This is a genomic window from Variovorax sp. KBW07, assembly GCF_003852515.1.
In the GTDB taxonomy this organism is placed as follows: Bacteria; Pseudomonadota; Gammaproteobacteria; order Burkholderiales; family Burkholderiaceae_C; genus Variovorax.
In genome coordinates, this window is record NZ_QAJK01000085.1 from 30,502 (window position 1) to 43,066 (window position 12,565).

The following is a 12,565-nucleotide window of genomic DNA, read 5'->3' on the forward strand; positions in this document are numbered from 1 at the left end:
GCGAGATGGGCCGGCCAGCCATTGGCCACCAGCCCGCGACTGCGCCAGAATGACCCTCCCGCGAAGAGTTTGCCGCCATGCGCCCTGGGCCGTCCCAAGGCAATGACCGTCGCGCACCAGCACGGAGAAATCACCCAATGAGCACAGCCATCCTCAACGCCTTCTACGCCCAGTCGGGCGGTGTCACCTCGGTCATCAACGCGTCGGCCTGCGGCGTGATCGAAACGGCCCGCAAGCACCCCGGCCGCATCGGCAAGCTCTATGCCGGGCGCAACGGCATCATCGGCGCGCTGACCGAGGAACTGATCGACACCGGCGCCGAATCGGCCGAGGCCATCGCGGCGCTGCGCAGCACGCCGTCGGGCGCGTTCGGCTCGTGCCGCTACAAGCTCAAGTCGCTCGAAAAGAACCGCCGCGAATACGAGCGGCTGATCGAGGTTTTCAAGGCGCACGGCATCGGCTACTTTTTCTACAACGGCGGCGGCGATTCGGCCGACACCTGCTTCAAGGTGAGCCAGCTGTCGCAGTCGCTGGGCTATCCGCTGCAGGCCATCCACGTGCCCAAGACCATCGACAACGACCTGCCGCTGACCGACTGCTGCCCCGGCTTCGGCTCGGTCGCGAAGTACGTGGCGGTGTCGACGCTCGAGGCCTCGTTCGACGTGCGCTCGATGGCGGCCACGTCGACCAAGGTGTTCGTGCTCGAAGTGATGGGGCGGCACGCGGGCTGGATCGCGGCGGCTGGCGGGCTGGCGGCGGACCATGGCATTCCGGTGGTGGTGCTGTTCCCCGAGATCGAATTCGACAAGCCGCGCTTCATCGCACGCGTCGACGAACTGGTGAAGCAGCACGGCTATTGCTCGGTGGTGGTGTCCGAGGGCTGCCACCACCCCGACGGCACCTTCCTGGCCGAGCAGGGCACGCGCGATGCCTTCGGCCATGCGCAACTGGGCGGCGCCGCGCCGGTGGTGGCGCAGATGATCAAGGACGCGCTGGGCCACAAGTTCCACTGGGCCGTGGCCGACTACCTCCAGCGCGCGGCCCGGCACATTGCCTCGGCCACCGACGTGAAGCAGGCCTACGAGCTGGGCCAGCGCGCGGTGGAGCTGGCGCTCGAAGGCCGCAACGCGGTCATGCCGACCATCGAGCGCACGTCCGACGTGCCGTACGCCTACCGCCTGGGCAGCGCGCCGCTCGAATCGGTGGCGAATGTCGAGAAGCCGATGCCGCGCGATTTCATCTCGGACGACGGCTACGGCATCACCGAAAAATGCAGGCGCTACCTGCTGCCGCTGATCGAGGGCGAAGACTACCCCGCGTACCGCAATGGCCTGCCGGTGTACGTGACGCTGCGGAACGTTGCGGTGCCGAAGAAGCTGCCGGCTTTCGAGATCGCGTGATGGCCACGACCACGGCGGTGATCATCGACGCCAGCCGCTGCCCGATGTGCGGCGAGCCGAACCGATGCGCCATGGAGACCGAGCGCGAGACGGGCCAGCCGCAGCCGCCCTGCTGGTGCATGCAGGCCGACTTCAGCAATGCGCCGCTGACGAACATTCCCGAAGCCATGCGAGGCATGGCCTGCATCTGTGCGCGCTGCGCGGCGGGCACGCCGTCCGCTCAGGACTGACCGGGGCCTTGCGACCGGGCTTGGAATTGGGATTGCGATGGCAATTCCGATTCCGACGGTGACTGCACCTGTCCGGGTGCAGGCTCTGCAAGCGCAGTTGCCGCCACGTCGCTTGACACCACCATCGTCGGCGCCGAACCGGGCCGCTGCCCGGTGATCACGCCATGGATGAACTGCAGCTTGCCCACCGCCGCGCGCGGCAGCACGAAGGGGTAGTAGTCGGGCTGCCCCATGCTGCGCGACAGCTCGTTGAGCACATTGGTCAGCAGCACCCAGCCGTTGATGAAGTCCAGGAATTTCGCGGCATCGGGATGCTCGGGCTGCCACAAATCGGCAGCGGTGAAGAGGTCGCTTGCCAGCTCGACGTTGGTGGCGTCGACACCGAAGCTCATGGCGGTGTCGGCCGTGTCGGCCATGTGCAGGTAGTGGGCCCAGGTCTCGGCCCAGTCTTCCCAGGGGTGCGTGCTGGCGTAGCTGCTGACGAAGCGGTCGGCCCAGTCGGGCGGCGGGCCTTGTTCGTAGTGCGTTTGCAATGCAGCCGCGTAGTCGGCGCGGTCGTCGCCGAAGAGCGCGCGAAAGTCGTCGATCCATGGCGTGGGCAGCACCAGCAGGTCCCAGTAGTAGTGGCCGATCTCGTGGCGGAAGTGGCCGAGCAGCGTGCGGTAGGGCTCGCGCATCTCGGCGCGGATGCGCTCCCGCACGGCGTCTTCGGCTTCCTCGGCGTTGAGGGTGATCACGCCGTGCTCGTGGCCCGTCATCACATGCGGGCCGCCCGGCATGTTGCTGAGAAAGTCGAAGGCCAGGCCGTGCACCGGGTCGGCATGGCGGCTCACCACCGGCAGGCCGAGCGCGAGCAGTTGCGAGATGAGCCGGCGCTTGGCCTGCTCGAGCTTGCGCCAGAGCTCGCCGTTGCTCTCCACCGAAAGATCGGGAATGGTGCGCGTGACGCTGCAGGCCAGGCAGTAGCCGGGCGCCAGGCCCTGCGTGTCGAGCGGAATGGTCTCGCCCTCGCGCGACGCCGGCACCATCCAGCTGCAGGCCGCGGGGGTCATGAGGTTGGCGCAGCGGCGGTAGGTCGGGCCGTGCGGATCGCCGAAGACGGTGAAGGTGTCGGGCAGCGCACCGCCGCCCACGGCCGGTGCCAGCGGCACGACGCCCAGGCGGTCGATGACGTAGCCCAGCGGCGTGTGGCAGGCCAGGCATTCGCTGTTGCGCAGGAACACGGGGCGCCCGCACTGGCAGCGGTAGGCGCGGCTGACGGTGGGCGCGGCGAGCTCGGTCGCGAGCGTGGGTGCGGGCATGGCCTCCGGTGCCATGGCGGCCGGGTCGCTGATGGAATCGTTCAAAAGGGAGTCCATGTTGTTGTCTTCTTTGGCTTGACGCGGAGGGGACAGCCGCTGCATTGTGCGACCGCCCGGCGCGCCCCTGCCCGCGCAAACACCGATATGCTTGTAGGACGACGGACCCCGAGCGGACCCCGAGACATTCCGCCGCCCCATGACCTCCCCACAGACACCCGAAGAAGCCGCGACCACGCCGGCCCCGCCCTCCATCGGCACGCTGCGCGAACGCTATGGCGAGCGCTACCGCTGGTACCTGCTGCTGTCGGTGATGGTCGGCACGATGGCCTCGATCATGTCGTCGACCATCGTCAACGTGGCCATCCCCGGCATGAGCCACCACTTCTCGCTCGGGCAGGAACGCGCGCAGTGGGTGAGCTCGGGCTTCATGGTGGCGATGACGGTGTCGATGCTCACCACGCCCTGGCTGCTGTCGCGCTACGGCTACCGGCGCACCTACGTCGGCACGATGGTGCTGCTGCTCGTCGGCGGCATCGTGGGCGGCCTGGCCAACAACTTCTCGCTGGTGCTGTTCGCGCGCGTGGCCGAAGGGCTGGCGGCGGGCGTGGTGCAGCCCATTCCGGCCATCATCATCCTGCGTGCCTTCGAGCCGCACGAGCAGGGGCGCGCGAGCGGCATCTTCGGCATGGGCGTGGTGCTGGCGCCGGCCATCGGGCCGAGCATCGGCGGCGTGCTGGTCGACCTGTTCGGCTGGCGCTCGATCTTCTTCATGGTCGTGCCGTTCTGCCTGGCCTCGCTGTGGCTGGCCTACAAGTTCGTGCCCAAGACGGCACCGGGCGGCGTGGCCGCGGTGCGCGGCAGCGGGCTCGACGCGCGCGGGCTGGCGCTGGGCACGGTGGGCACGCTGTGCCTGCTGAACGGGCTGGTCGAGCTGCGCGGCGACTCGCCATTGCAGGCCGGCCTGCTGCTGGCCGGCGCGCTGGCTTCGTTCGCCGTCTTCGTGTGGTGGCAGCGGCGGCTGGCGGCCTCGGGCGGCACGCCGCTGATGAACCTCGCGCTGTTCCAGTACCGGCAGTTCGCGATGGGCAGCGTGGTGGCGTTCATCTACGGCACGGCGCTGTTCGGCTCGACCTACCTGCTGCCGGTGTACATGCAGGTGGGGCTGCACCTGTCGGCCTCGCACGTGGGCACCATCCTGCTGCCGGCGGGCATCGTGCTGGCGGTGACCATCGCGGGGGTGGGCCGGCTGGCCGACAAGCATCCGACCTGGATTTTGGTGACCATCGGCCTGGTGCTGCTGGCCGCGTCGTTCGCGCTGATGATGCTGCTGCGGCTCGACAGCGCGCTGTGGCTGCTGGTGGCCTTCGCGATCATCGGGCGCATCGGGCTGGGCTTCATCCTGCCGTCGCTCAACCTGGGTTCGATGCGGCCGCTGGCCAAGCCGCTGATTCCGCAGGGCGCGAGCGCCATCAACTTCGTGCGCATGCTGGGTGGCGCGGCCGGCGTGAGCCTGTGCGCCATCGTGCTGGAGTGGCGGCTGGCGGCGCATGGCGATTCGCTGGCCAATCCGATGAGCAGCCCGGCGCGGCTGGCGGCCTTCGACGAGGTGTTCGCGATGCTGGCGGGGCTGTGCGCGCTGGCGGTCATCGCGGCCTGGCAACTGCGCGTGGGACGGCGCGAGGGCCCCAAGGAGCCGGCGCGCAACACGGGGTAAACCCCGGCGGTGGGAGGCGCCTCTTTCGCATTCAATTGTTATCAGTTGTATCTAGATCGCGAAACGGTTTTCCCCTCATGCATCGCAGAATTTTTCTTGCCGCCTCGGCTGCGGCCGTGGCCGGCCTCGGCCCTCTTTCGCCTGTTGCCTTTGCCGCCGAAAGTGGCGTGACCGACGGCGAGATCGTGCTCGGCCACACCGGCATCCTGAGCGGGCCGCTCGGGGCGCCCATCAAGGTAGTGATGGCCGGCGCCGGGCTGGCCTTCGATGCGGTCAATGCGCAAGGCGGGCTGTCGGGCCGCAAGATCAAGCTGGTCTCGCTCGACGACGAGCTGAAGCCCGAGAAGGCCGTTGCCAACTACGAAAAGCTGCTGGGCGAGCACCGCGCCTTCGCCTTCTTCGGCTGCGTGGGCTCGGGCACCACCGCCGCCGCTGCCAAGGTGCTGAGCCAGAGCGGCGCGCCCATGGTGGGCGGCTACGCGGTGTCCGATTCGGCACGCGACAAGGTCAATGGCTCGGGGTACTTCGTGCGTGCCACCTTCGCGCGCGAAGCACAGGCGCTGGTGCAGCACCTGACGACCATCGGTGTGTCGCGCATCGGCGTGGCCTACCTCGACAACCCCGGCGGCGCCGAGGTCGCCAAGCTGGTCGAAGCGGCGCTGACCTCGCTGAAGCTGCAGCCGGCGGCGGCCGTGGCCGTCAAGGGCGATGGATCGGGCAACGAAGCGGCCGGCAAGGCGCTGGCGGACAGCAAGGCGCAGGCCGTGATCATGTACCTGGGCGGCGGCATCGGCGGCGAGGTGATGAAGAGCGCATGGACCGCGGGCGGACGGCAGATGTTCTACGGCATGTCGATCGTGCCGGGCGACGTCACCGCGAAGCTGGTGGGCGACAAGACCAGCGGGCTGGCCATCTCGCAGATCGTTCCGTACCCGTGGAGCGAGGTCGATGCCGTGGCGCGCGACTACCGGCAACTGGCCGAGCGCGCCAAGGTGGACGTGGGCTACCTGAGCTACGAAGGCTATGTCAACGCGCTGGTGATGATCGAGGCGCTGCGCCGCACCGGCCGCGAGCTGACGCGCGCCAGGCTGCACGCCACGCTCAAGACCATGAAGCTGCGCGTGGGGAACATGGAGATCGACTTCACCGGGGCCAGCAACACGGGCTCGCGCTTCATCGAGATGGTGCGCGTGACGAAGGAAGGCAAGTTCCTGCGCTGAATTGCGGGAGCAACAAACGGCGCAACGCGAAGGTCGGACAAGCGGCACGGTCGGCCGGGCATCGCGGGTATCGCGCAAATCGCGGTCTAATCGCTGCCATGTGCCAATTGCTAGGGATGAACTGCAACACGCCGACCGACGTGACCTTCAGCTTCACGGGGTTCGCGCAACGCGGCGGCCGCACCGACCACCATGCGGACGGCTGGGGCATCGCGTTCTTCGAAGACCGCGGGCTGCGCCACTTCGTCGACCACCAGCCTGCGTGCGAGTCGCCGGTGGCGGAGCTCATCCGGCGCTACCCCATTCAAAGCCGCAACGTCATCGCGCACATCCGCAAGGCGACGCAGGGCGAGGTCAACCTGCAGAACTGCCACCCCTTCGTGCGCGAGCTGTGGGGCCGCTACTGGGTGTTTGCGCACAACGGCGACCTGAAGGATTTCCGTCCCAGGCTGCATGGCAACTTCCATCCCGTGGGCAACACCGACAGCGAGCACGCTTTCTGCTGGCTGATGCAGGAGCTGGCCAAGTCGCATGCGGGCGTGCCCAGCGTCGAAGAGCTCACGCTCACGCTTCGCGAGCTGGCACCGCAACTGGCGAGCCACGGCACCTTCAATTTCATGCTGTCCAACGGACAGGCACTGTGGGCGCATGCCTCGACCAACCTCTGGTACGTGGAGCGCCGCCATCCCTTCGTGACCGCGCAGCTGTCGGACGAAGACCTGGCCATCGACTTCGCGCAGCACACCACACCCACCGACCGCGTGGCCGTGGTGGTGACCGCGCCGCTGACCACGAACGAGACCTGGACGCCCTTTGCGCCGGGTGAATTGCACGTGTTCGTGGACGGTCAGCGATCCGCATAAACCGGGTTTCAATGAAACCTTTTGACTGACACATTTTTGCAACAGTGCAAGAAAGTATCAGTGACGGGGTTGCACAAGAGAATAATAACGGTTCTCATTTGCAGCCAACCGAACCGTCCATGCCCGCTCATTTCTTCCATTTGCGCCCGACCGCGGTCGCGTCGCTGCTCGCCCTCAATGCCCTGACGGCGATGGCCCAGGCGCCGGCCGCCGAGCCTGCGTCCAGCGGCACCCTGGCCACCGTCAACGTCGAAGCCAGCGCCGACGCATCGGCCGAAGGCCTGACCAAGCCCTACGCCGGCGGCCAGGTGGCGCGTGGCGGGCGGGTCGGCATCCTGGGCAACCAGGACATGATGAGCACGCCGTTCTCGAGCACCAACTACACGAACGAGCTGATCCAGGACCAGCAGGCCAAGAGCGTGGCCGACGTGCTGCTCAACGATCCGTCGGTGCGCCAGGCGCGCGGCTTCGGCAACTTCCAGGAGCTCTACGTGGTGCGCGGCTTCCCCGTGTACTCGGACGACGTTTCCTACAACGGCCTCTACGGCATGCTGCCGCGCCAGTACATCGCCTCCGAATTCTTCGAGCGCGTGGAAGTGTTCCGCGGCGCCAACACCTTCCTGAACGGCGCGGCCCCTGCCGGCAGCGGCATCGGCGGCGCGATCAACCTGCTGCCCAAGCGTGCGCCCAACGAGCCGCTCACGCGCGTCGGCTTCGGTGTGCAGACCGGCGGCCAGGGCTTCGTGAACCTCGACCTGGCACGCCGCTTCGGTCCCGACGACAGCCTGGGCGTTCGCGTGAATGCCGTGCGCCGCGAAGGCGGCACGGGCGTGACCAAAGAGAGCCAGCAGCTCAGCGCCTTTGCCGTCGGCCTCGACTGGCGCAACCGCAACGTGCGCCTGTCGGCCGACTTCGGCTACCAGGACTACGACCTGAAGGACGGCCGCCCCAGCCTCACGCCTTCTTCGACGCTGCCGATCCCGCGCGTGCCCGACGCCAAGAGCAACTTCGCGCAGCCCTGGACCTACTCGAAGGAAAAAGACAAGTTCGCCACCTTCCGCGGTGAAGTCGACATCACCGACAACATCACGGCCTGGGCCGCGGGCGGCGTGCGCCGCAGCAGCGAAGACAACGTGCTGTCGAACCCGACCCTCGTCGACGCGTTCGGCAACACCAGCAACACGCGCTTCAGCAACACCCGCAAGGACCGCATCGGCACCGCCGAGATCGGCGTGCGCGGCAACTTCGTCACCGGCCCGGTGAAGCACAGCGTGGTGGCCTCGGCGGCCACGTACAGCAACGACCGCGACAACGCCTACGCGATCTCGGCGGGCAGCGTGCGCAACAACATCTACGCGCCCTACGCATCGGCTTACCCGATCGCCAACGGCGCCTTCGTGGGCAACACGCTGGCCGACCCGCGCCTGACCGACAAGATCGACACCTCGAGCGTGGCCGTCGCCGACACCATGTCGTTCATGGAAGACCGCCTGCTGGTCACGCTCGGCGTGCGCCGCCAGACCATCGAGCAGACCAGCTTCGCCTACAACACGCTCAAGCAGACGAGCACCTACGACAAGAGCAAGACCACGCCGGTGGCCGGCGTCGTGTTCAAGATCACGCCGACCGTGTCGGCCTACGCCAACTACATCGAAGCCCTGGTCAAGGGCAATGTGGCACCCGGCACGGTGAACAACCGTCCGGTCACCAATGCCGGCGAGGTGTTCGCCCCGTACCAGGCCAAGCAGAAGGAAATCGGCGTCAAGTACGACGGCGGCACGCTCGGTGCCAGCGCCGCGTTCTTCACCACCGACCAGCCGACGTACTACTACCAGGGCCAGACCTACGGCCTGTACGGCAAGCAGCGCAACCAGGGCCTGGAGTTCTCGGTGTTCGGCCAACCGGTGAAGGGCCTGCGCCTGCTCGGCGGCCTGACGCTGCTCGACGCCAAGCAGAAGAACACGCAAGGCGGCGCCACCGACGGCCTCACCGCCATCGGCGTGGCCAAGCAACAGGCCAACCTCGGCGCCGAATGGGACGTGCCCGGCGTGCGCAACCTGTCGCTGAATGCGCGCTTGCTCTACACCTCCAAGCAGTACGCCAACGCGGCCAACACGCAACAGGTGCCGGGCTGGACCCGATTCGACATCGGCGCGCGCTACCTGGTCGACCTGGGCAACGGCCGCGCGCTCACGCTGCGCGCGCGCATCGACAACCTGTTCAACAAGTCGTACTGGGCTTCGGTGGGCGGCACGCAGGGCTCCAACTACCTGGTGATGGGCGCACCGCGCACGTTCGCAGTGAGCGGCACCATCGACTTCTGATGCGCGCCTTCGCGACCGCCGTTCACCGCTGGGCGGGGCTTGCGGTCGCGCTGTTTCTCATCGTCTCGGGCCTGACCGGCGCCGTCATTTCGTGGGACCACGAGATCGATGGCTGGCTCAACCGCAAGCTCTACGACACCACGTCGCGCGGCCCTTTCAAGGACCCGTTCGAGCTGGCCGCCGCGGTCGAGGCGCACGACCCGCGTGCGCGCGTGGCCTACCTTCCGCTCGGTTTCGAAGAAGGCCACGCGGCCGGCTACTTCGTGCAGCCGCGCACCGATCCGGCCACGGGCAAGCCCTTCAAGCTCGGCTACAACCAGGTGTTCGTCGATCCAGTTACGGCCGAAGTGCGCGGCCGCCGCGACTCGACCGCCGTCTCGCTCAAGCCCGAGACGTTGATGCCTTTTTTGCGCAAGCTGCACTACATGCTGCACGTGCCCGCCATGTGGGGCACCGACCGCATCGGCTGGTGGATCATGGGCACGGTGGCGCTGGTGTGGCTGCTCGACAGCTTCGTCGCGCTCTACCTCACGACGCCCCGGCGCCTGCGCAAGGCAGTGCACCCGGAGCACCGGCCCGCCGCCGTCTGGTGGCAACGCTGGAAGCCGGCCTGGACCGTGCGCTGGGCGGCCGGCGGCTACAAGCTCAACTTCGACCTGCACCGCGCGGGCGGCCTGTGGATCTGGGTGCTGATCATCGTCATCGCCTTCACTTCGTTCTCGCTGAACCTCTACAAGGAAGTGTTCCACCCGGTGCTCTCGCTGGTGTCGAAGACCACGCCAGGGCCATCGGCGCTGGTGCCGCGCGCGCCGCTGGGCACGCGCATCGAACCGCGCATCGGCTTCAGCGAGATCGTGGCCCAGGCCGATGCCGAAGCCCGACGCCGCGGCTGGACGACACCGCTGGGCGGTGTGTTCTACAACGCGCGCGGCGGCTTCTACAACATCTCGTTCTTCGACCACGCCACGCACGACGACAGCGATGGCATGGGCCTGTCGAACCTGTACCTCGACGGGCGCGACGGCCACATCATCGGCAGCAACCGGCCGTGGCACGGCACGGCCGCCGATGTGTTCGCGCAGTTGCAGTTGCCGCTGCACGGCGGACGCATCCTCGGGCTGCCGGGGCGCATCCTGATGTCGGCCATGGGGTTGATGGTGGCGATGCTGTCGGTCACGGGCATCGTCATCTGGGCCCGCAAGCTGCGGTCTCGCAGGCTGCAGGAGCGGCGCCAGCGCGAGGCCGGCGCGGCGCTTTCGTTCAGGTAGCGCGCAGGGTCTTTTCCAGCGCGTCGATGAACATGGCCGGCACATCGAAGCCGGTCTGCTCGGTGATCTCCTGGAAGCAGGTCGGGCTGGTCACGTTGATCTCGGTCACCGAATCGCCGATCACGTCGAGCCCGATCAGCAGCAGCCCACGCGGCGCAAGCACGCGGCCGATGGCCTCTGCGATTTCGCGGTTGCGCGCCGTGAGCGGCTGCGCCACGCCCTTGCCGCCGGCGGCAAGATTGCCGCGCACTTCGGTGCCTTGCGGAATGCGCGCCAGCACAAAAGGCGCCGGCTCGCCCGCGATGATCAGGATGCGCTTGTCGCCCTGCACCACCTCGGGCACGAAGCGCTGCACCATGATGGTCTCGGCGCCGTCCTTGTTGAGCGTCTCGACGATGGAGCCGAGGTTCAGCGCGTCCTGCTTGACGCGGAAGATGCCCATGCCGCCCATGCCGTCGAGCGGCTTCAGGATGATGTCGCCATGCTCGGCATGAAAGTCGCGCACGGCCTGCGCGCTGCGCGTGACCAGCGTGGGCGTGACGAACTGCGGAAACTCCATGATCGCGAGCTTCTCGGGGTGGTCGCGCAACGCACGCGGCGAATTGACCACCTGCGCGCCTTCGCGCTCGGCCTGCTGCAGCAGGTGCGTCGAGTAGATGTACTCGGCGTCGAACGGCGGGTCCTTGCGCATCAGCACGGCGTCGAAGTCTTTCAGCGCCTTCGACTCGGTGATGTCGACGGTGTACCAATCCTTGCTGTCTCCGGTCAGCGTGATCTGCTGCACCGTGGCCGAAACGAGGCCACCCGACTTCCACTGGATGTCCTGCGGCAGGCACGCCGCGATGCGGTGGCCGCGGCGCTGGGCCTCGCGCATCATCGAGAAGGTCGTGTCCTTGTAGATCTTGAAATGATCGAGCGGGTCGGCGACGAAGAGAATGTTTTTCATCAGGCGTTCTTTCTTCCGGCGCCGGGAGCGGCTGCCACTTGGGTGTCTGGCGCGATGTTGCCGGAAGCGGCGATGCCCTTGCCGGCCGGGGCCTTTTCCGCGGAGGAGGCAGCAACAGGTGCGCGGCCGATCTGCTGCACGGCGAGCGCCAGGGCGCCGGCCACCACGCCCCAGAACGTCGAGCCGATGCCCACCAGCGTGACACCGGACAAGGTGACCAGGAAGGTGATCAGCGCCGCCTCGCGGTGCGGCTCGTCGCGCACGGCGGCGGCCAGTCCGCCGCCGATGGTGCCCAGCAACGCAAGCCCCGCGATGGCCGCGACCAGTTCCTTGGGAAACGCCGTGAGCAGGCCCGTGACGGCGGCGCCGAACAGCCCGATCACCACGTAGATGGCGCCGCAGCTCACGGCCGCCGTGTAGCGCCGCGCCGGGTCTTCATGCGCCTCGCGGCCCATGCAGATGGCGGCCGTGATGGCGCTCAGGTTCAGCGCAAAGGCGCCGAAGGGCGCGAGCACCAGCGTCGCCAGGCCGCTGATGGTGATGAGCTTGCTGACCGGCAGGTCGCCGTACCCCGATGCACGAATGGCCGCCACGCCCGGCAGGTTCTGCGAGGCCATGGTCACGACGAACAGCGGCAGCGACAGGCTGACGATGGCCTGCCACGTGAAGACCGGCACCGTGAACACCGGCCAGGTGAGCGTGAAATGCACCGACGACCACGCCAGCTGGCCGCGCGCCGCCACGAAGACGATGGCCACGAGCAGGGTCAGCGGCACCGCGTAGCGCGGCAGCAAACGCTTGGCGACGAGGTAGGTGCCCAGCATCAGCAGCACCAGCGGCAGCGCGGTTTGCGCCGCGATGAAGGCCGACAGGCCGAAGCGCGCGAGCACGCCGGCCAGCAGCGCGGAAGCGATCGCCATCGGGATCTTGTTCATTACCCGCTCGAACCAGCCGGTGGCGCCGGCGAGCACGATCAGCACCGCGCAGACAATGAAGGCGCCCACCGCCTCGCCCATGCCGTAGCCCATGCCGGCAACGGCCAGCACCGCCGCGCCGGGCGTGCTCCAGGCAATCATCACGGGCTTCTTCCACCAGAGCGAGGGCAGCGCCGAGGCCAGCCCCATGCCGATGCCCAGCGCCCACATCCACGAAGCCGCCATCTCCGGCGTGGCGCCGAAGGCCTGCGCGGCCTGGAAGACGATGGCCACCGAACTCGTGAAACCCACGAGCACGGCGACAAAACCCGCGGTGAAAGCCGAGAGGCTCAGGTCTTTGAAGAACGACATCGGGCGATTGTGC

10 protein-coding genes are annotated in these 12,565 nt (G+C 67.8%); 7 read left to right on the forward strand and 3 right to left on the reverse strand.

The features are described from left to right. Positions 1-137 precede the first annotated feature (137 nt). Together DBV14_RS18030 and DBV14_RS18035 are read left to right on the forward strand one after the other, a co-directional pair. On the forward strand, positions 138-1,400 hold the full coding sequence (locus tag DBV14_RS18030) for a 6-phosphofructokinase (protein WP_124460575.1): 1,263 nt from the start codon (positions 138-140) through the stop codon (positions 1,398-1,400). Then, a complete protein-coding gene (locus DBV14_RS18035; protein WP_124460577.1) occupies positions 1,400-1,630 on the forward strand; it encodes a cysteine-rich CWC family protein in 231 nt (76 codons plus the stop codon). The genes DBV14_RS18030 and DBV14_RS18035 overlap by 1 nt, the downstream gene beginning before the upstream one ends. Here the strand turns inward: DBV14_RS18035 and DBV14_RS18040 are convergent. Continuing rightward, on the reverse strand, positions 1,621-2,988 hold the full coding sequence (locus tag DBV14_RS18040; protein WP_124460579.1) for a putative zinc-binding metallopeptidase: 1,368 nt from the start codon (positions 2,986-2,988) through the stop codon (positions 1,621-1,623). The genes DBV14_RS18035 and DBV14_RS18040 overlap by 10 nt on opposite strands. A gap of 139 nt (positions 2,989-3,127) precedes the next feature. On the opposite strand from DBV14_RS18040, the gene DBV14_RS18045 reads away from it, so the two are divergent. From DBV14_RS18045 to DBV14_RS18065, 5 genes are all read left to right on the forward strand, one after another. After that, on the forward strand, positions 3,128-4,645 hold the full coding sequence (locus DBV14_RS18045) for a DHA2 family efflux MFS transporter permease subunit (RefSeq protein WP_124460581.1): 1,518 nt from the start codon (positions 3,128-3,130) through the stop codon (positions 4,643-4,645). A 77-nt stretch (positions 4,646-4,722) separates the two neighbouring features. Then, the gene (locus DBV14_RS18050) at positions 4,723-5,865 is read left to right on the forward strand and encodes an ABC transporter substrate-binding protein (protein ID WP_124460582.1); all 1,143 of its coding nucleotides are present in this window, start codon (positions 4,723-4,725) and stop codon (positions 5,863-5,865) included. A 98-nt stretch (positions 5,866-5,963) separates the two neighbouring features. Further along, entirely contained in the window at positions 5,964-6,728 is a 765-nt protein-coding gene (locus DBV14_RS18055; protein WP_124460584.1) for a class II glutamine amidotransferase, read from the forward strand. A gap of 119 nt (positions 6,729-6,847) precedes the next feature. Continuing rightward, positions 6,848-9,052, forward strand: a complete 2,205-nt coding sequence (locus DBV14_RS18060; protein ID WP_124460586.1) for a TonB-dependent siderophore receptor — start codon at positions 6,848-6,850, stop codon at positions 9,050-9,052. After that, positions 9,052-10,320 carry a PepSY domain-containing protein gene (locus tag DBV14_RS18065; RefSeq protein ID WP_124460588.1) on the forward strand — a complete coding sequence of 423 codons (1,269 nt, stop codon included), beginning with the start codon at positions 9,052-9,054 and terminating at the stop codon, positions 10,318-10,320. The genes DBV14_RS18060 and DBV14_RS18065 overlap by 1 nt, the downstream gene beginning before the upstream one ends. On the opposite strand, the gene gshB is transcribed toward DBV14_RS18065, so the two are convergent. Then, on the reverse strand, positions 10,313-11,266 hold the full coding sequence (gene gshB / locus DBV14_RS18070; protein ID WP_124460589.1) for a glutathione synthase: 954 nt from the start codon (positions 11,264-11,266) through the stop codon (positions 10,313-10,315). The two genes, DBV14_RS18065 and gshB, sit on opposite strands and share 8 nt — an antisense overlap. Continuing rightward, the gene (locus DBV14_RS18075) at positions 11,266-12,552 is read right to left on the reverse strand and encodes a benzoate/H(+) symporter BenE family transporter (protein WP_124460591.1); all 1,287 of its coding nucleotides are present in this window, start codon (positions 12,550-12,552) and stop codon (positions 11,266-11,268) included. The genes gshB and DBV14_RS18075 overlap by 1 nt, the downstream gene beginning before the upstream one ends. Positions 12,553-12,565: the final 13 nt, after the last annotated feature.